Source organism: Devosia sp. A449, from assembly GCF_054489375.1.
The window spans coordinates 882,863-901,064 of record NZ_JBTMWU010000001.1 but is presented as its reverse complement, the minus strand read 5'-3'; the positions used below and the strand labels follow the sequence as shown (position 1 = coordinate 901,064).

At 64.3% G+C, this 18,202-nt stretch carries 16 protein-coding genes; 6 read left to right on the top strand and 10 right to left on the bottom strand.

Annotated features, from left to right (window positions below; translation table 11 throughout):
• Window positions 1-337: 337 nt before the first annotated feature.
• The 5 genes from ACX3OW_RS04385 to ACX3OW_RS04365 form a co-directional block, all read right to left on the bottom strand.
• The gene (locus ACX3OW_RS04385; RefSeq protein ID WP_459094509.1) at window positions 338-649 is read right to left on the bottom strand and encodes an HPr family phosphocarrier protein; all 312 of its coding nucleotides are present in this window, start codon (window positions 647-649) and stop codon (window positions 338-340) included.
• The gene (locus ACX3OW_RS04380) at window positions 649-1,050 is read right to left on the bottom strand and encodes a PTS sugar transporter subunit IIA (RefSeq protein WP_459094508.1); all 402 of its coding nucleotides are present in this window, start codon (window positions 1,048-1,050) and stop codon (window positions 649-651) included. Before ACX3OW_RS04380 ends, ACX3OW_RS04385 begins: the two co-directional genes overlap by 1 nt.
• A gap of 163 nt (window positions 1,051-1,213) precedes the next feature.
• The gene (locus tag ACX3OW_RS04375; protein ID WP_459094507.1) at window positions 1,214-1,684 is read right to left on the bottom strand and encodes an HPr kinase/phosphorylase; all 471 of its coding nucleotides are present in this window, start codon (window positions 1,682-1,684) and stop codon (window positions 1,214-1,216) included.
• Window positions 1,685-1,693: 9 nt separating this feature from the next.
• Window positions 1,694-3,511 carry a stimulus-sensing domain-containing protein gene (locus ACX3OW_RS04370; RefSeq protein WP_459094506.1) on the bottom strand — a complete coding sequence of 606 codons (1,818 nt, stop codon included), beginning with the start codon at window positions 3,509-3,511 and terminating at the stop codon, window positions 1,694-1,696.
• An 8-nt stretch (window positions 3,512-3,519) separates the two neighbouring features.
• A complete protein-coding gene (locus tag ACX3OW_RS04365) occupies window positions 3,520-4,230 on the bottom strand; it encodes a response regulator transcription factor (RefSeq protein WP_316358099.1) in 711 nt (236 codons plus the stop codon).
• A 261-nt stretch (window positions 4,231-4,491) separates the two neighbouring features.
• Here ACX3OW_RS04365 and pckA point away from each other — a divergent pair, with 261 nt between their 5' ends.
• Window positions 4,492-6,087 carry a phosphoenolpyruvate carboxykinase (ATP) gene (gene pckA, locus ACX3OW_RS04360; protein WP_459094505.1) on the top strand — a complete coding sequence of 532 codons (1,596 nt, stop codon included), beginning with the start codon at window positions 4,492-4,494 and terminating at the stop codon, window positions 6,085-6,087.
• Between the two features lie 619 nt (window positions 6,088-6,706).
• Here pckA and ACX3OW_RS04355 read toward each other — a convergent pair.
• Both ACX3OW_RS04355 and ACX3OW_RS04350 read right to left on the bottom strand, forming a co-directional pair.
• A complete protein-coding gene (locus tag ACX3OW_RS04355) occupies window positions 6,707-7,582 on the bottom strand; it encodes a cell wall hydrolase (protein ID WP_459094504.1) in 876 nt (291 codons plus the stop codon).
• Between the two features lie 364 nt (window positions 7,583-7,946).
• Window positions 7,947-8,630, bottom strand: a complete 684-nt coding sequence (locus ACX3OW_RS04350; RefSeq protein ID WP_459094503.1) for an HAD family hydrolase — start codon at window positions 8,628-8,630, stop codon at window positions 7,947-7,949.
• A gap of 106 nt (window positions 8,631-8,736) precedes the next feature.
• On the opposite strand from ACX3OW_RS04350, the gene ACX3OW_RS04345 reads away from it, so the two are divergent.
• The 5 genes from ACX3OW_RS04345 (at window position 8,737) to ACX3OW_RS04325 (ending at window position 15,461) form a co-directional block, all read left to right on the top strand.
• Window positions 8,737-10,146 (top strand): protein adenylyltransferase SelO, encoded by a 1,410-nt coding sequence (locus tag ACX3OW_RS04345; protein ID WP_459094502.1) that lies wholly within the window; start codon window positions 8,737-8,739, stop codon window positions 10,144-10,146.
• A gap of 10 nt (window positions 10,147-10,156) precedes the next feature.
• Entirely contained in the window at window positions 10,157-10,711 is a 555-nt protein-coding gene (locus ACX3OW_RS04340; RefSeq protein WP_459094501.1) for a gamma carbonic anhydrase family protein, read from the top strand.
• 66 nt (window positions 10,712-10,777) lie between these two features.
• The gene (locus tag ACX3OW_RS04335; RefSeq protein WP_459094500.1) at window positions 10,778-11,542 is read left to right on the top strand and encodes a DeoR/GlpR family DNA-binding transcription regulator; all 765 of its coding nucleotides are present in this window, start codon (window positions 10,778-10,780) and stop codon (window positions 11,540-11,542) included.
• Window positions 11,543-11,622: 80 nt separating this feature from the next.
• A complete protein-coding gene (locus ACX3OW_RS04330) occupies window positions 11,623-14,334 on the top strand; it encodes a bifunctional diguanylate cyclase/phosphodiesterase (RefSeq protein WP_459094499.1) in 2,712 nt (903 codons plus the stop codon).
• Between the two features lie 86 nt (window positions 14,335-14,420).
• Window positions 14,421-15,461 (top strand): Gfo/Idh/MocA family protein, encoded by a 1,041-nt coding sequence (locus ACX3OW_RS04325; protein WP_459094498.1) that lies wholly within the window; start codon window positions 14,421-14,423, stop codon window positions 15,459-15,461.
• 155 nt (window positions 15,462-15,616) lie between these two features.
• Here the strand turns inward: ACX3OW_RS04325 and ACX3OW_RS04320 are convergent, their stop codons facing one another.
• From ACX3OW_RS04320 to ACX3OW_RS04310, 3 genes are read right to left on the bottom strand one after another with little or no spacing between them, the layout of a single operon-like run.
• Complete coding sequence (locus ACX3OW_RS04320; RefSeq protein WP_459094497.1) at window positions 15,617-16,447, bottom strand: ABC transporter ATP-binding protein; 831 nt, start codon at window positions 16,445-16,447, stop codon at window positions 15,617-15,619.
• Window positions 16,444-17,292 (bottom strand): ABC transporter ATP-binding protein, encoded by an 849-nt coding sequence (locus ACX3OW_RS04315; protein ID WP_459094496.1) that lies wholly within the window; start codon window positions 17,290-17,292, stop codon window positions 16,444-16,446. The genes ACX3OW_RS04320 and ACX3OW_RS04315 overlap by 4 nt, the downstream gene beginning before the upstream one ends.
• Window positions 17,293-17,296: 4 nt before the next feature.
• Entirely contained in the window at window positions 17,297-18,202 is a 906-nt protein-coding gene (locus ACX3OW_RS04310) for an ABC transporter permease subunit (protein ID WP_459094495.1), read from the bottom strand.

Genomic DNA, 18,202 nt, shown 5'->3' with positions numbered 1-18,202 from the left:
TCGGGGGTGGGGTGAGTTCAGGAGATTGCCGGCCCCCACGGCGCGGGTTGTTCAAGTTGGACGGCTGCATCGGCGTGCTTGGCCCCACCCCACCCTCAATCCCTCCCCATCAAGGGGAGGGAGGCGCAGGTTACGATGGCTGTGTTCATCGTCTCCCTCCCCTTGTGGGGAGGGATCAAGGGTGGGGGTGCCGCGGGCACGGTGTTCGCGCAGAGATGCCCCTACTTGAGCGAAAGCCGCAATTGAGATCAGGTTTGTTGGTGCATCTCAGGATGGATCCCGGCGCAGGGCCGGGATGACATCGTGTTCTGGGAGGGCCTGCTGCCCGCCAAAGCCCCTACTCCACCGCCCCGTCGCTATCCTCGTCAAAGCCGTTATTGACCAGCTCGACAATGGCTTCCAGCGCTTCGCGCGCCTGCTTGCCGCTGGCCTGCACCAGGATCGTGCTGCCCGGGCCGGCGCCCAGCATCATCAGCCCCATGATGGAATCGCCGCCCACCGAGGTGCCGTCCTTGATCACCTGGATACTGGCGTCAAAACACTCAGCGGTGCGCACGAAGCGGGCCGAGGCGCGGGCATGCAGGCCCTTGCGGTTGACGATGGTGAGCTGCTGGGCGACCGCGCGGTCGCCTGCCGGCGCGCCGTCCACTAGCCGGCCCCAAGAATGGAATTGGCGACGGTGATATATTTGCGGCCCGCTTCCTGGGCCAGATTCACCGCATCCTTGATACCGACATCGCTGCGCACCCGGCCAAGCTTGACCAACATGGGCAGGTTCAGCCCGGCAATGACTTCGACGTCGCGATTTTGCATCACCGAAATGGCCAGATTGGAGGGCGTGCCGCCGAACATGTCGGTGAGGATGATCACGCCGGCGCCGTCATCGGCGCGGTCGACCGCCGCCAGAATATCGTTGCGCCGCTCTTCCATATTGTCATCGGGGCCGATGGCGATCGTTTCGCAGAACTCCTGCGGGCCGACGACATGCTCAAAGGCCGACTTGAATTCATTGGCAAGCGCGCCGTGCGTCACCAGAACCAGACCAATCATGCACATTCCCCAGCCTGCCGTACCGCGACGGCGACGCAGCGCCCACGGCATTGCAGTAATTTCTGTTCGTCACCAGCAACATGCTGCCGGCGCAAATATAGCCCATGGGCCTGAACCGATGCCAGTCTCGGCTCGGTTGCCCATTGATTCAAGTGGTTTTTTGTCACGGCGCGGGGTCTGCCTCGTTCAGTGCGGCAATTGCCTCGATCACCAGCAGCACCTGATGGCCGACGCTGACAATGCCGGCGGCGGGCACCGGCGCGCGCGGCAACTGGGTGCCGGCGACCTCGGTGATCATGGCGTCTTCCTCCAGCATGCGCACCAACTCGGGCACCAGATCGATGACCAGATTGAGCGTGACCAGCGTGCGATGCGGCCGCTTGACGATGCCGCGCCCGCGCAATTCGATCAGCCCGGCCAGGGTTTCGGGCGCGCGCATGCTCAGGTCACGCCCGGTCTGCACCAGATCGACCCGATCATCGGCGACGAGAAAGGCCGGCAGGCCCCGCCCTTCCCAGCGATCAAGCAGCGACAGCGCCAGCACGGACTTGCCGGCGCCCGACGGGCCGCGCAGTAGCACCCCGGTCGAGCCCAATAACAATCCAGTGCCGTGCACGTTTTTCGGTTTACTCATCCGGCCAATCTATTTGCGGGCGCGCGGCAACACAATTGTAAACACGGCGCCGGAGCGATCGGTCCGATTATGCGCCCTTATGGTGCCCTTATGCGCATCGACAATCTGCTTGGAGATCGACAGGCCGAGCCCGGAATGGTCGCCGAAGCTCTCGGCATCGGGGCGGTCGGTATAGAAGCGCTGGAAGATCTTGGTGGAATCGCCGGTGATGCCGGGGCCTTCATCGGTAATGGTGACGGTGATCTCGTCGGCATCGGTGGCCAGCGCCACGCGCACCACCCCGCCCTCGGGCGAGAACGACACGGCATTGTCGATCAGATTGGCCAGCACCTGCGCCAGCCGGCTTTCATGGCCATTGAGCACCGCCGGCCCCTTGCCGCTGCGCTTGACCAGTTCCACGGTGACGCCGCGTCCCAGCGCCATGTCCTTCTGGATCGAGACCATGGCTTCGGCCAGTTTTTCCACATCGACCCGCTCCGAACTGTCGCGGGCCAGTTCGGCGTCGAGCCGGCTGGCGCTGGAAATATCGGTGATCAGCCGGTCGAGCCGTTTGACGTCATGCTGGATGATGGCATTGAGCCGCTCGCGGTCTTCCGGGCGTTTGGCCAGCGGCAGGGTTTCCACCGCGCTGCGCAGCGAGGTCAGCGGGTTTTTCAGCTCATGCGCCACGTCGGCGGCAAAGCGCTCAATGGCTTCGATGCGATTATAGAGCCCGTCGGTCATGCGGCGGAACGCGCCGCTGAGATGGCCGATTTCGTCGGGGCGGTCAGTGAAATCGGGAATTTCGGCGCGGGCATTGCCGGCGGTCTGCACCCGCTCGGCCGCCGCCGCCAGCCGCCGCATCGGCCCGGCGATGGTGCCGGCCAGCAGCAGCGACAGCGCGACCTGCACGGCGGCGGCAATCAGGGCGATGCGCAAAATGCCCCAGCGCTCCTGCGCCACGATGGAATCGATATCGCCCGGCGCGGTCGACAACAGAATGGCCCCGACCACGGCCCGCAGCCGCTGCACCGGCACCGCCACCGAGACGATCAGTTGGTTCTGCCCGTCCACCCGCACGAAATCGGCCGCCGCGCCCTGCAAGGCCGAGGCCACCTCGGGATAGCGGCTGCCTTCGTCGACGCCATACTCCTGATACACGGGATAGTTATCGCCCGGCACCCAGCTCAGCACGCCGTTCCACCAGTCCCACAGGAAGAAATTGCCGCCGGGCGGGGGCTCCGTGAGCTGCCGCATCACCTCGCCACGCGCATAGATATTGTCGCTGTCCAAGATCATCAGCCCGCCCTGATCGTAGATGCGGGCGCGGGTCTTGGTCGGGGTGATCAGATTGCGCAGCAGCGGCGCCACCCGCTCGGGATTGATCGGAAATTCCAGCATAGGGTCGAAATAGGACAGCGAGGACACCGTGCCATCGCCCTGCAATTGCAGCAGGCGATCGGGGTTGATCGAGATAACGTCGCTATCGACCGTTGCCGAGGCCGCCACCGCCGCGGCGATGATTTCGCCCTGCACGCGCAGCGATTGCACCCGCGCATCGATCAGCCCGGCGCGCCACTGGTTGAGGTAGAGGATGCCCACCACCAGCACCAGCAGCCCCGCCATATTGAGCACGATGATGCGCTGGGTCAGGCTGGAGAAAATGGTGAAATTGAGAAAGCGGCCAACGGCGTTGACCAGCTTGCGGAACGGGGTCAGCACCAGATTCCAGCCGCGCCGCTGGCGTTCCGGCCTGGGCTTGGGCTCGGCCACGGCTTCGCGCTCCGAGCCGCGCCAGTCAGGCGCCGACTCGGATTTATGCTCCAGCTCGGGGTCGAGAATGGCCACTGCGGTGCCTACTGCTCCTTGAAGCGATAGCCGACGCCATACAGCGTCTCGATCATCTCGAAATCATCGTCGGTTGCCTTGAACTTCTTGCGCAGCCGCTTGATGTGGCTGTCGATGGTGCGATCATCGACATAGACCTGATCGTCATAGGCCGCATCCATCAGCGCATTGCGCGACTTGACCACGCCAGGGCGTAGCGCCAGCGCCTGCAGGATGAGGAATTCGGTCACGGTCAGCGTCACGCGCTGGCCCTTCCAGGTGCAGGTGTGGCGCTCTTCGTCCATCACCAGCGAGCCGCGCTCGATCAGCGCCTTGCCGCCCACTTCCTGGGTGCCCGGCGGTGTCGAGGGATCGCGCGGCGCCGAGCGGCGCAGGATGGCCTTGACCCGCTCGACCAGCAGACGCTGGCTGAACGGCTTGGTGATGAAATCATCGGCGCCCATCTTGAGGCCGAACAGCTCGTCGATTTCCTCGTCCTTACTGGTGAGGAAAATCACCGGCACGTCGGATTTCTGCCGCAGGCGGCGCAGCAATTCCATGCCGTCCATGCGGGGCATCTTGATATCGAGAATCGCCAGATCCGGCTTGTCGGTGGTCAGGCCTTCGAGTCCCGACGCGCCATCGGTATAGGTGGCGACCTGGTAACCCTCGGCCTCCAGAGTCAGCGACACGGAAGTCAGGATATTGCGATCGTCATCGACGAGGGCGATTTTTGGCATATTCTGCCTTTCTGGTTCGGACGCTCTGCCGGCATGCGGCATCATAGGCTGTTCCGCATGCTTGCAGGCGACAATTACGCGTTAAATAAGGCGCGGCCAAGGGCAGTACAATGCGCTGCCCCTGGCAAACCTGCGCCCCGAAGGCGATGCAACTTCAGTCTTACGACCGATTTCGGGATGGCTGGAGGCCCCCTCGCTCCGGTAATTTCAGCACCATTGTGGGCGGCATCATCGGGTTGCCGCCACCATTGGAGTTTTCTTATGAGCGTGTTGTTCGACCACGAAGCCCTCAGGAGTCAGATCGCCGCCCGGGCCGGTTCGGTGTCGGTGAACGACATTGCCCCCGCCTTGGTTGCACGGTCCGTTCAGGGCGATGAATGCGCGCTGACGGCCGACGGCGCCGTCTCGGTGCGCACCGGGGCCTTCACCGGCCGCTCGCCCAAGGACAAGTTCATCGTCCGCGACGGGCTGACCGAGAACAGCGTGTGGTGGGATAATTCGGGCGCCATGAGCCCGGCCCAGTTCGAAGTGCTGCTCGCCGACGCCGTGGACGCCATGGGCGGCCACGCCATGTTCCGCCAGGACCTGCTGGCCGGGGCCGATCCACGCCACCAATATGGCGTTACCGTGCTGACCCCGAGCGCCTGGCATGCCCTGTTCATTCGCAATCTGCTGATCCGTCCCGGCGAAATGGTCGAGACCGGTAGCAACCCAACTGCCGTCACCATCGTCCATGCGCCGCATTTCAAGGCCGACCCGGCCCGTCATGGCAGCCGCACCGATACGGTGATCGCGCTCGATATGAGCCGCAATATCGTGATCATTGCCGGCACGCTCTATGCCGGCGAAATCAAGAAATCGGTGTTTTCGCTGTTCAACTTCCATGCCCCGCGCCAGGGCGTGCTGCCGATGCACTGCTCGGCCAATCTGGGCAAGGATGGCGAAGCCGCTCTGTTCTTCGGCCTGTCGGGCACCGGCAAGACCACGCTCAGCAATGATCCGGCCCGCCCGCTGATCGGCGACGATGAGCATGGCTGGAGCGAAGACGGCGTGTTCAACCTCGAAGGCGGTTGCTACGCCAAGACCATCAAGCTCAGCCCCGAGGCCGAGCCCGAAATCTTCGCCGCCACCAAGCGCTTCGGCACGGTGCTGGAGAACGTCATCCTCGACGACAGCCACACCCCCGATTTCGATGACGTGTCGCTGACCGAAAACACCCGCGCCGCCTATCCGATCCATGTACTGCCGGCCATCGCCAAGGGCAGCGTCGGCGGCACGCCCAAAACCGTGGTGTTCCTCACCGCCGACGCCTTTGGCGTGTTGCCGCCGATCGCACGGCTGACGCCTGAACAGGCCGTCTATCACTTCCTCTCCGGCTACACCGCCAAGGTGGCCGGCACCGAACGCGGCATCACCGAGCCGCAGGCCACTTTCTCGGCCTGCTTCGGCGCCCCCTTCATGCCGCTGCACCCCACGGTCTATGGCGACATGCTGGCCGACAAGCTGCGCGAGAGCGGCGCCAGCGCCTGGCTGATCAATACCGGCTGGACCGGTGGCGGCTATGGCGTGGGCAAGCGCATCGACATCGCTTCCACCCGCCGGCTGCTGACCGCCGCGCTTGATGGCGCGCTGGACGACGTAGCGATGCGCCAGGACGAGTTGTTCGGCTTTGAGGTGCCATTGCTGGTGCCCGGCGTCGAAACCCGCCTGCTGACGCCGCGCCTCACCTGGAGCGATGCCGAGGCCTATGACCGGCAGGCCCTGCATCTGGCCGGGCTGTTCCGCGCCAATTTCGAGAAATTCGGCGACGCCGCCAACGCCGCCCCCGGCCCGCATCTGGCCCAGGCCGCCGAATAACAGCTATCTCCTCCCGAGATCACTCAGGGCGCCCGCATGGGCGCCCTTTTTTGTTGGGTGGAGGCCGGTACTCCGAACTCCCCACGCACTAGGCTGCGGGGCCGTGAACAACTTATGGCGCCCCACAGCCGCCCCACCCACCGTGTCACCCCGGCCTTGAGCCGGGGCCCATCTCGAGATGTCATCCCAGCCGCAAGGTGGTTTCTCCGGCACCTCAGGATGGGTCCCGGCTCAAGGCCGGGATGACATCGGGTTTGTGGGGCGCCAGGAGCGAACAAACTTATCCATCTTATCCCCGCCCCCAAATCCTCCCGCATACTCCCCTCATCTTCCGGGATACGAGCGGCGCTGCAGCGACCGGTGTCCGGCAAGACGGTCGGGAGGGTGGAGGTCGCGCTCCGCCCTGGGCTGTGCGGATGGGGCATTCGGGCATGGGGCTACGGTTTCATGCTGGGGCTTGCGGTCTGCCTTCCGAGAAAAACCCGACGCCCCGAGGCGGTTTCGTCTCATTTATTATTCAATTCCAGAGGCGCAGTCGCCTCGGGGCTCCGCTCGTCAAAACGCACCGCGCGGCATCAGGCCGGCGCGGCGCTTCAGCATGGCTGAACGACTGGGAAACTCAGTTGGGGGAGTAGAAGATATGCGAGCCGATCTGGGCGACGGCGCTATAGGTATCGGCCCAGGACGGGCGGACATTGGTGGTGTGGTAGTAAAGGGCCGAGCCCGGCACGGCGCCGACCTTTTCACCCAGCGCGAATTCGGTATAGACGGCTTCCGCCATCTGCGCGGAACGGTCCCAGGCGCGGCGTTCGCCGGCGACATCGGTGCGGCCGTCGCAGGCAAAGGTGAACTGGCAGCGATAGCGGCCCTTATCGGCGTTCTGGTAGATCACGCCGCACAGCGTCGAGGGGAACTTGCCGGAGCGGGCGCGGTTGACGATGACATTGGCCACCGCCAGCTGGCCGGTTTCGCTCTCGCCGCGCGCTTCGTGATAGATCGCCTGCGCCAGGCAATCGCGTTCGGCATTGGCATGGTCGAGGCGCTGCGCCAGCGGCTGATAGCCGCTCTCGATATAGGCAGCGAGCGCCGAGGCGTTCAGCGCCGGTTCGGGCCGGGCAGCGGCCGGATTGGTGAAGCTGGCAATGGCCGAGACAGCGCTGTTGCCGCCCAGCGAGCCGCGCGCGATGTAGCCCATCAGCACGTCGGTGGTGAGTTCGCCTTCCGGCAGGCCGGCCTGCACGTCAACAGCGCGCAGCGCCTGCTGGCGCTCGACATAGTTGGTGAGCAATGCGGCGGTCAGGGGTTGCTGGCCGGGGGCCAGCGGCACCGCAGTGGGGCCAAGCGCCGGGCGATCGCGCAGGGACACCAGATCGGCGGGCACCGGCAGCGGGGTTACATCGGCGACACGGATGGTCTGGGCATGAACAGGGACAAGCGTAACGAAGAGCACGAGCGCCAGCGCACTCAGGGCAAGCACATGCGAAACCGCACGCACCGCAATATCTCGCCAAGTCTGCCCCAATGCCCCGTCCTTACTCGTGAGCCCGTCCGGCCATATCCGGCGGGCCTTCTTTGGCCGGTCCCGTCGTTACGGTCCCAGCTCACTTCCCGGCCGGCACCCTAACCAAGGATGCAAAGGGATGGAAGTCGAAATTTACGGCTGCTTAACCATGCCGGTTAGCTTCTTAAAGTAGGGTTAATCCACCCGGGGTCGGATGAAAACCCAAGAAATAGAAGGACTTGCCCCGTGGTGAAGAGGAGCTTGCCGCATTGGATAAAGTTTTAAAGGTTAAACAAACACCCCGAACATCGCTGTGGAGTGTTGCCGGCCGGGAACGAGTCCCGGCCCCGGCGCGGGTTCAGGAACGGCCGAAAGCGGCCAGATGAACCTGATTGAGACTCTCCACCACGGCGATGCCGAGGGCCTGGGTCGCCGCATTGGGATGCACCAGATCGGGCACCATGATGGTCTGCATGCCGGCGGCATGAGCGGCATGGACGCCGGCATTGCTGTCTTCGAGCGCGAGGCACTGCAGCGGATCGATGCCGAGGCGCTGGGCCGCGATCAGATAGGGCTCGGGATGCGGCTTGGGATGGATGACGTCGTCGCGGGTGACTATGGTCTGGAACATCTCCAGCAGGCCGGCGGCCCCCAGATGATGCAGCGCGTGGGGCTGGCGCGACGAGGTGGCGACGGCGGTGGGAATGCCGCGGGCATGCAATTCGCCGATGAATTCACGGGCGCCGGGCTTGACCGGCACGCCGCCCTCGGTGCGCTCGGTCATGATGACCCGGCAGCGCTCGTCGAACAGGGAATAGGGGAAGCTGACACCATAGGCTTCGAGCAGCAATTGATTGGTGCGCTCGTGGCTGCCGCCGACCATGGACCGATGCACATCATCGGTCATCTCGAAGCCAAGGTCGGTGCAGACCTCGAAGACGATGGTGCGGAACACGCTTTCGGTGTCGAGAATGGTGCCGTCCATATCGAAAATGACGGCCTGAAAGGGCGCAAGGCGCAGGAGATCAGAATGGGCGTTCATTAGTGTCGATATAGGGCGATTTGTCGGTTTGCGCCAGTCGGCTGGGCGAAAGGCAGGGTTGCAAGCATGCTGCCAGTTTTCTGGCACTATGCTAGCGTTGCGCCCCATGTCCGACTTTCAGCCCGCTCAAAATCACCTGTCGCTCGGCGATGCCTTCTTTGATCGCGTCACGCCCGCCGACTTCCCCCAGACCATTTTGCGCCACCGCGACCAGCGCTGGGCCAGGCGCATGGGGCTGGCCGATCTCAGCGACGACCAATGGCTTGCCCATTTTGGCCGCTTCGAGCCCCTGCCCGGCTCGCTGCCGCAGCCGCTGGCGCTGCGCTATCACGGCCACCAGTTCCGCAGCTACAATGCCGACCTCGGCGACGGGCGCGGTTTCCTGTTTGCGCAGGGCTATGACCTTGCAGACGGGCGACTGCTCGACTTTGGCACCAAGGGCAGCGGCAAGACGCCATGGTCGCGCGGCGGCGACGGCAAGCTGACCCTCAAGGGCGGGGTGCGCGAAGTGCTGGCCACCGAAATGCTCGAAGCGCTCGGGGTCTATAGCTCCAAGAGCTTTTCGCTGATCGAGACCGGGGAATCCCTCTATCGCGGCGACGAGCCGTCGCCGACGCGCTCGGCCGTGCTGGTGCGGCTCAGCCACAGCCATATCCGTATCGGCAGTTTCCAGCGGCTGGCCTATCTCGAGGATCAGGCTGGGCTCAGCCAGCTGCTCGACTATTGCATCGCCAATTATTATCCCGAACTGGCCAGCGCGGCTGACAAGCCCGCCGCCTTCCTCGAGGCGGTTGTGGCCAAGGTAGCAATGCTCGGCGCGCAATGGATTGCTGCCGGATTTATCCACGGGGTGCTGAACACGGATAATATCAACATCACTGGCGAGAGTTTCGATTATGGCCCCTGGCGCTTTTTACCGGCCTACGACCCGGACTTCACCGCCGCCTATTTCGATGAAACGGGGCTCTATAGTTTCGGCCGGCAACCCGACACCTTGGCGTGGAATTTGACGCGGCTGGCCGAATGCCTGCTGCCGCTCGCCAGCATCGAACGGCTGGAGCCGGCGCTCAACACGGTGTGGCCGATCTTCCGCGCCGAGCTGCCCCGGCAATTGCTGCGCCGGCTCGGCCTCAAGCCGCGCGACACCGAGGCCGATAGTGCGTTCGTCACCGAGCTGTTCGGCTTCCTTGGCGCCAGCAAGGCGCCTTATGAGCAGTTTTTCTTCGACTGGCGCGGCGGCGGGCTCAGCGCCGAACGCGCGGCGGCCAGTCCATCGGCAGAGTTTTATGCCAGCGAGGCGTTCCGCCCCATCGCCAATGGCCTCGAAAATTACGAAGTCGCCGACGACCTCAATCTCGGGCATGCCTATTTCGCCCGCCGCACGCCGCGCAGCATGTTGATCGACGAGGTGGAGGCGATCTGGGCGCCGATCGCCGAGCGCGACGACTGGACCTTGTTTGAAAACACGCTTTCGGAAATCGCCGAGATGCGCGATGCCTATTCCATCAAGCCCTGAGGAGACCCAAATGCCGATTTTTGCCCTTGATGGCATTGCCCCGCAACTCGCCCCCGATCTGGGCTGGATCGCGCCGACCGCCGTGCTGATCGGCGATGTCGTGGTCGGGTCTGAAGTGGGCATCTGGTTCGGCGTGGTGGCGCGCGGCGATATCGAGACCATCACCATTGGCGCGCGCAGCAATGTGCAGGAAAACTGCGTGCTGCATACCGACACCGGCTATCCGCTGAGTATCGGCGAAAACTGCACCATCGGCCATTCCGCCATCATCCATGGCTGTTCTATTGGCGACAATACGCTGATCGGCATGGGCGCGACGGTGCTCAACGGCGCCAAAATCGGCAAGAACTGCCTGATCGGCGCCAATGCGCTGATCACCGAAAACAAGGTGATCCCGGACAATTCCATGGTGGTCGGCGCCCCCGGCAAAGTGGTGCGCGAGATCGACGCCGAGGGCGAAAAGGCGCTGACGGCGTCGGCCGACCGCTATGTCCGCAATGCCAAGCGCTTTGCCACCGGAATGGTCGATGTGACGGCCCGGCCGGGGGATTTTGAGCCGGCATAGTGGGATAGACCTGCTTCCCCCCGCTTTCGTTTGGCGATAAACTTACCGCAAAACGAAAGCTCAGCGATGAACGAAACCTCCGAACGGCATCTGGCTATTCTTGAGCTGGCCCGCAGCCAGGGGCGGGTCATGGTCGATCAGCTGGCGGGTCACTTTGCGGTTTCGGTGCAAACCATCCGCAAGGATCTCAACACGTTGTGCGGGCAGCGGCTGCTCAGCCGGGTGCATGGCGGGGCGGTGCTGCCCTCGGGGGTGGAAAACCTCGAATATGAGGCGCGCCGGCGCATTGCCGCCGAGGCCAAGAGCGCCATTGGCCGGGCCGCGGCGGCGCTGATCCCTAATGATGCATCGCTGTTCATCAATATCGGCACCACCACCGAGGCGGTCGGCCAGGCGCTGATCGAGCATTCAGGGCTCTTGGTGGTTACCAACAATATCAATGTCGCCAATCGGCTGCGGGTCTATCCGCGCTTCGAAGTGGTCATCGCCGGCGGCATTGTGCGCCCCTCAGATGGCGGCATTGTCGGCGAGGCGGCGGCGGGGTTCTTTTCCCAGTTCAAGGTCGACTACGCCATTATCGGCGCCTCGGCGCTCGATGAGGAAGGCGCGCTGCTCGATTATGACTATCGCGAGGTCAAGGTGGCGCAAGCCATCATCGCCAATGCGCGCCATGTCATTCTGGTAGCCGACCAGGGCAAGTTCGCCCGCTCGGCGCCGGTGCGCATCGCCCGGATCGACCAGATCGGCACCTTCGTCACCGACCGCTGCCCCTCGGAACGGTTTCGGGCGCAATGTGCGGCGGCCGGGGTGGCGCTGATTGAAGCGCAATGAGCTTGCCGTGTTAGGTCAGCGCTAACCACCGGGCCAGTTCGCCGGCAAAATAAGCGAAAGTTAAACCGTCGCGGCACATCATGGCGCAGGCGGGCCAGAAGGGCCGTGACGATTGGCGGTTCCCCTTGGCTTTGAACGAGTCCCCTCTGCACGAGCATCGCCTGGCCTGGCTACGGCCCATCGTCCTGCCGACGCTGGTGGCGCTGGCCGTGCTGGTGGTCGGCGGGGTGATCCTCGACCGGCAGAGCAGCGTTCTGCATGAAGAGCGGATGCGCGCCGGGGTGTTGGCGCAGGTATCGCTGATCCGTGCCAAGCTGGAAGGCAATATCAACAGCAATATCCAATTGATCCGGGGGCTGGTCGCCACCATTGCCACCGAACCGGAGATGCAGCAGGAGCGCTTCGCCGCCCTGGTGTCGAACCTGTTCGAGGAACAGAGCCAGCTGCATTCCGTGGCGGGGGCGCCCGACCTCGTGGTCTCTATGACCTATCCGCTGGAAGGCAATGAGCGGGCCATCGGGCTGGATTATCTGAAAAACGATGCCCAGCGCGAGGGCGTGCTGCGGGCCCGCGATACCGGCAAGCTGCTGCTGGCCGGTCCGGTCGATCTGGTGCAGGGCGGGCGCGGCTTTGTCGGGCGCTTTCCGGTCTATCTTGACGGGCCTGACGGACCCCGGTTCTGGGGCGTGGTTTCGGCGGTGGTCGATGTCGAACGGCTGTATCGCGATAGCGGGCTGCTGACCGCAGACCAGGATATCGACATCTCGATCACCGGCAGGGACGCCACCGGTGGCAGCGGCTCGCGCTTTTTCGGCCGCAACCTCGACGCCGCCAACCCGGTGACCGCCGAGGTGGCGTTGCCGTTTGGCTCGTGGGAAATCGCTGCCGTGCCCAAGGACGGCTGGATGGCCCAGGACGGCAGCTGGCTGTTGCGCGTGGCGATGATGGCCGCCAGCGCGCTGATCCTGCTGCCCATCGTCATTACCGGGCGGCTGGTGGGTGAACGGCAACAGCATTTCCGCGAACTCAAGATCCGCGAGGCCGAACTGGCGCGCCTGTCACGCCGGCTGGGGCTGGCACTGGGCGTGTCCAAGGTCGGCGTCTGGGAACTGGACATGGTCAACGGCACGGAAAACTGGGACCAACGCACCAGCGAGTTGTTTGGCCTGCCCACCGATGACGGGGCGCGCAATCTCAGCCATTGGCACCAGGCCCTGCACCCCGATGACCGGGAGCGCGCCGACGCCGAATTCAAACGCATGATCGCCGCCACCGGGCGCTATGAATCCGATTACCGGGTGCTGCTGCCCGATGGCCAGGTCCGCCATATCCGCTCGGTCGGGGCGCTGTTCCACGAGCCCGGCGCGACGGAAAAGCTGGTCGGCGTCAATTGGGACATCACCGAGGACGTGGTCCTCAACGAGGATCTGCGCCGCGCCACCCAGCTCACCGAGGCGCGCAATCGCGAGCTGGAACTCGCCCGCGTCCGCATCGAGCACAATGCCCTGCATGACAGCCTGACCGGCCTGCCCAACCGGCGCTATCTCGACGAGATGCTGAAGCGGCTGGCGGCCGAGGGCTGCCAGGGCAGTGGCACCATGGCGCTGCTGCATATCGATCTCGACCGCTTCAAGCAGATCAACGACACGCTGGGCCACGCCGCCGGCGACGCCATGCTGATCCATGCCAGCGCGGTGTTGCGCCATAATTGCAGTGCTGCCGACTTCGTGGCCCGCATCGGCGGCGATGAATTCGTGGTGCTCACCACCGCCAGCGATGGCGATATCCAACTGGGCACGCTGGCCGAGCGCATCGTCCGACAGATGCGCCAGCCGGCCACCTATGAGGGCCATCAGTGCCGCTTCGGCGTCAGTATCGGCATCGCCGCCGATCGTGGCCCGCAAATCGACGCCAAACGGCTGCTGATCAATGCCGATATCGCGCTGTATCGGGCCAAGGCGCGCGGCCGCAACCGCTACGAGTTTTTCTCCGAGACGCTGCAGGCCGAAGTGGTCAGCACCAAGCGGATCGCCGACGAAATTCTCAGCGGGCTGGAGCGCCATGAATTCGTCGCCTGGTTCCAGCCGCAGTTCGATGCCCACACGCTCGAAGTGGTCGGGGTGGAGGCGCTGGCGCGCTGGCAGCATCCCAGCGAGGGCATCAAGGCGCCCGACGCCTTCATGCGCATTGCCGAAGAGCTCAATGTCGTCGCCACGCTCGACCGGCTGATCCTTGAGCAGACGCTGGCCGCGCTGAAACGTTGGGACGGTTTGGGATTGGGGGTGCCGCGCGCCTCGGTCAATGTGTCGCTACGCCGGCTCGACGACGAGGACCTGATCGCCGGGTTGCGTCAGCTCGATATCGCGCCGGGACGGCTGAGCTTCGAGCTGGTGGAATCGATCTATCTCGATGAAGGCGACGCCGTGGTCGGCTGGAACATCGACCAGATCAAGGATTTGGGCATCGATGTCGAAATCGACGATTTCGGCACCGGCTACGCCTCCATCGTCTCGCTGCAGAAGCTGCGGCCCAAGCGCCTCAAGATCGACCGGCAATTGGTCAATCCGATCCTCGTCGATCCGGGGCAGCGCCAGTTGCTGGCGTCCATTGTCGATATCGGCAAATCGATGGGCATCGAGGTGGTGGCCGAGGGCGTCGAGACCATGGAGCATGCCGCCATCCTGCGCGATCTGGGCTGCGATATTCTGCAGGGCTTTGCCTTCTCCCGCCCGCTCAGCCCGGCCGATCTCGAAACCTTCCTCACCACCAAAGCGTGGCGGCGCGCCTCCTAGAGCGGCCAGATTGCGGCTACCCGCCCTTCTCAAACTCGCCCCCATCAGGCATTGATCGCTGCATAGTGTGCAGGAGGAATGCGGCGATGGGCGACGAACAGGGACGGTTCATTTTTGGCGTGATCGGGGCCGGCATGGGCGCCAAGCCGCATGCGCTGGCGCTGCAATCGCTCAGCGCGGACATTGCCGTGCGCGGGGTCTATCGCCGCGATCCAGTACAACGCGCCGAATTCTGCCGGACCTATGGTTTCCCTGAGGCGACAAGCTACGAGGCGCTGCTCGCCGATCCGCAGCTCGATGCCGTGCTGGTGGTGACGCCGCCGAATGCCCGCGAGGCCATCGTCGCGGCGGCGGCCAAGGCGGGCAAGCATGTGCTGCTGGAAAAGCCGGTGGAGCGGACGCTGGCGGCGGCCGAACGCATTGTCAGACTGGCCGACGATGCCGGCATCACGCTGGGCGTGGTGTTCCAGCATCGCTTTCGCCGCGCCTCGCGCTATCTGGCCGAGGCGGTGGCCGAGAACCGCTATGGCCGGCTCGAAGCGGCGCATCTGGTGGTGCCGTGGTGGCGGCCGCAGGCGGGCTATTACGACCAGCCTGGTCGCGGCACGCTGGCCCAGGACGGCGGCGGGGTGCTGATCACCCAGGCGATCCATTCGCTCGATCTGATGCTGAGCCTCTGCGGTGAGGTCAGCGCCGTCACCGCCATGGCCCGGACCACACGGCTGCACCGAATGGAAACCGAGGATTTCGTCTCGGCGGGGCTGGAATTTGCCAATGGCGCGGTCGGCGCGGTGATGGCCACCACCGCCAGTTTCCCCGGCGGCCCGGAAAGCCTGACGCTGAATTTCGAGCATGCCACGGCGACGCTGACGGCGGGCAATCTCACCATTCACACCATGGCCGGCGAGATCATCACCGAGGGCGAAGCCAGTGTGGGCGGCGGCGGCGGCGCCGATCCGATGGCGTTTCCGTTTGATTGGCATGCGGCGCAGATCGCCGATTTTGCCGATGCGGTCCGGCATGGTCGGCAGCCGCTGAGCACCGGGCATTCGGCCTTGCGCGTGCACCGGCTGATTGATGCGATGATCGCGTCGTCGGCGGCGGGGATGCGGGTAGTTGTCGGGTAAATTGGGATTGGGGCCCCACCCCCTCCCAACCTCCCCCATCAAGGGGGAGGCGTCTCTCCACTCGTGGGCGAGATCCGGTCACAACCACTGCGCTGTACCTCCCCCTTGATGGGGGAGGCTAGGAGGGGGTGGAGCAAGACACGCAGGCCGGTGTCTTATCCGGCCAGCGCAGCTTTCTTGGCCAGTCGTGCCTTGATGCTGTCGACGCTGGATTTGGGCGTCGCGGCGAACAGGGTGCGGGTGTAGTCGTGCTGGGGGTTGCCGAACACTTCGTCGCGGCTGCCGTGCTCGACCACATCGCCGAAATACATCACCATCACCTCGTCGGCGATGTAACGCACCACGCTCAGATCGTGGCTGATGAACACATAGGTCAGGCCGAACTCGTCCTGCAGATCCTTGAGCAGATTGAGAATCTGCGCCTGTACCGACAGATCGAGCGCCGACACCGGCTCGTCCAGCACCAGGAAGCTCGGATTGAGCATCAGGGCGCGGGCGATGGCGATGCGCTGGCGCTGGCCGCCTGAGAACATATGCGGGTAGCGGTTGAAGTGCTCGGGGCCGAGGCCGACCTTGAGCAGCATCTGCATTGACTTGTCGCGGCGCTCGGCGGCGCTCATCGTGGTGTTGAGCAGCAGCGGCTCGGACAGCACTTCACCGATCTTCTGGCGCGGATTGAGCGAGCCATAGGGGTTCTGGAAGATGATCTGCACCTTCTGGCGCATCGCCTTGGTCACGTGCTTGGCGTCAACCGGCAGGCCATCGATCAGGATCTCGCCGGCGGTCGGCTGGTCGATCAGCGTGATCATGCGGGCCAGAGTGGACTTGCCGCAGCCGCTTTCGCCAACCACGGCCAGGGTCTTGCCCTTGTCGAGCCGGAAATTGACGTTCTTGACCGCCTGCACCACCTTGGCCGGGCGGAACAGCCCGCCCGAGGCTACGTAATCGCGTTGCAGGTGGCGCACTTCGAGGACGGGGGTGCTCATTGGCCGGCCTCCAGATCATGGGCAAAATTATAGTCGGCCACCGTCGACAGGCGATCACCCACCGCGTTTTCCGGCAGCGCCGAAAGCAGCGCCCGCGTGTAGTTGGAGCTGGGGTTTTCGAACAGAGTCAGCACGTCGGCCTCCTCCATCTTGTGGCCCTTATATTGCACAATGACCCGATCAGCGGTTTCGGCGACCACGCCCATGTCATGGGTGATCATGATCAGCGCCATGCCGGTATCGGCCTGCAGCTGTACCAGCAGATCGAGAATCTGCTTCTGGATGGTCACGTCGAGCGCCGTGGTCGGTTCGTCGGCGATCAGCAGCTTGGGATTGCAGGCAATGGCCATGGCGATCATCACGCGCTGGCACTGGCCGCCACTCATCTGGTGCGGGAAAGCGCCGAGGCGCTCGGCGCCATCCTTGATGCCGACATGCCGCAACAGTTCAATCGCCCGGTCGCGCGCCGGCCGGCCGCGTAGCCCCATATGGCGGCTGAGCACTTCCTCGATCTGGAACCCGACGGTGAAGCACGGATTAAGGCTCGCCACCGGCTCCTGAAAGATCATCGAGATGTCTTTGCCGATGATGCGACGCTTGTCGGCGGGGCTCATCGACAGCAGGTCGCGGCCTTCGAATTCCATCTTGTCGGCGGTAACCGTGGCGGTGGCGGGCAGCAGCCCCATCACCGCCAGCATGGCCACGGATTTGCCCGAGCCGCTTTCCCCGACAATGGCCAGCACTTCGCGGCCATCGACGGAGACATCAATGCCGTCGACGGCCTTGAACAGGCCGACCGAGGTATCGAACGATACGGTAAGGTTGCGAATATCCAGCAGAGCCATGGCGTCAGCTCCTCTTCAGCTTGGGATCGAGGGCGTCGCGCAGGCCGTCGCCGACCAGGTTGATCGCCAGCACAGTGATGAGAATGGCCAGCCCCGGAAAGGTGACAATCCACGGATCGCTGCTGATGAATTCGCGGGCCTTGGCCAGCATGGTGCCCCATTCCGGCGTCGGCGCCTGCGCGCCCATGCCGAGAAAGCCGAGCGCCGCCGCGTCGAGAATGGCGTTGGAGAAGGACAGCGTCGCTTGCACGATCAGCGGGCCCAGGCAGTTGGGCAGGATGGTCTTGAGCATCAGCCGCATATGGCCGGCGCCGGCCATCTTGGCCGAGGTGACATATTCGCGGTTCTTTTCCGCCATCACGGCGGCACGCACCAGGCGGGCAAAATGCGGCTGCAGCACCAGCGAAATCGCCAGCATGGCATTGACCAGACCCGGCCCCAGAATGGCCACCAGCACCAGCGCCAGCAGCAGCGAGGGGAAGGCCAAGATCACGTCCATGACGCGCATGATCACGGTATCGATCCAGCCACCGAAATAACCGGCCAACAGGCCGAGCACGATGCCGACGCTGGCGGCAATGGTCACCACGACGGCGCCGATCGACAGCGAATAGCGCGAGCCATGGATCAGGCGGGACAGCATATCGCGCCCCACTTCATCGGTGCCGAGCGGGAAGGCCATCGAGCCACCCTCGCCCCAGAAGGGCGGCGTCTTGAAGGCCGCACGGAATTGCTGCTCGGCCGAATAGGGCGCGATCCAGGGGGCGAACAGCGCCACCAGCACCAGCACCAGGATCACCGCGAGGCCGACAACGGCGCCACGATTGACGGAGAAATAATACCAGAATTCGGCGAGGCTATTGGTCTTTTGCGCCGGGATCTCGGCCGGCGTCGGAAGAGCTTCGGTCAT

Bases quoted from the DNA above. Each gene is read 5' to 3' on its own strand.
- pckA (WP_459094505.1), top strand. From the start codon at position 4,492: ATGAGCGTGTTGTTCGACCACGAAGCCCTCAGGAGTCAGATCGCCGCC.
- ACX3OW_RS04315 (WP_459094496.1), bottom strand. From the start codon at position 17,292: ATGGCTCTGCTGGATATTCGCAACCTTACCGTATCGTTCGATACCTCG.
- ACX3OW_RS04310 (WP_459094495.1), bottom strand. From the start codon at position 18,202: ATGACCGAAGCTCTTCCGACGCCGGCCGAGATCCCGGCGCAAAAGACC.
- ACX3OW_RS04330 (WP_459094499.1), top strand. From the start codon at position 11,623: ATGGCGCAGGCGGGCCAGAAGGGCCGTGACGATTGGCGGTTCCCCTTG.
- ACX3OW_RS04325 (WP_459094498.1), top strand. From the start codon at position 14,421: ATGGGCGACGAACAGGGACGGTTCATTTTTGGCGTGATCGGGGCCGGC.
- ACX3OW_RS04345 (WP_459094502.1), top strand. From the start codon at position 8,737: ATGTCCGACTTTCAGCCCGCTCAAAATCACCTGTCGCTCGGCGATGCC.
- ACX3OW_RS04375 (WP_459094507.1), bottom strand. From the start codon at position 1,684: ATGAGTAAACCGAAAAACGTGCACGGCACTGGATTGTTATTGGGCTCG.
- ACX3OW_RS04365 (WP_316358099.1), bottom strand. From the start codon at position 4,230: ATGCCAAAAATCGCCCTCGTCGATGACGATCGCAATATCCTGACTTCC.
- ACX3OW_RS04335 (WP_459094500.1), top strand. From the start codon at position 10,778: ATGAACGAAACCTCCGAACGGCATCTGGCTATTCTTGAGCTGGCCCGC.
- ACX3OW_RS04320 (WP_459094497.1), bottom strand. From the start codon at position 16,447: ATGAGCACCCCCGTCCTCGAAGTGCGCCACCTGCAACGCGATTACGTA.
- ACX3OW_RS04340 (WP_459094501.1), top strand. From the start codon at position 10,157: ATGCCGATTTTTGCCCTTGATGGCATTGCCCCGCAACTCGCCCCCGAT.
- ACX3OW_RS04350 (WP_459094503.1), bottom strand. From the start codon at position 8,630: ATGAACGCCCATTCTGATCTCCTGCGCCTTGCGCCCTTTCAGGCCGTC.
- ACX3OW_RS04380 (WP_459094508.1), bottom strand. From the start codon at position 1,050: ATGATTGGTCTGGTTCTGGTGACGCACGGCGCGCTTGCCAATGAATTC.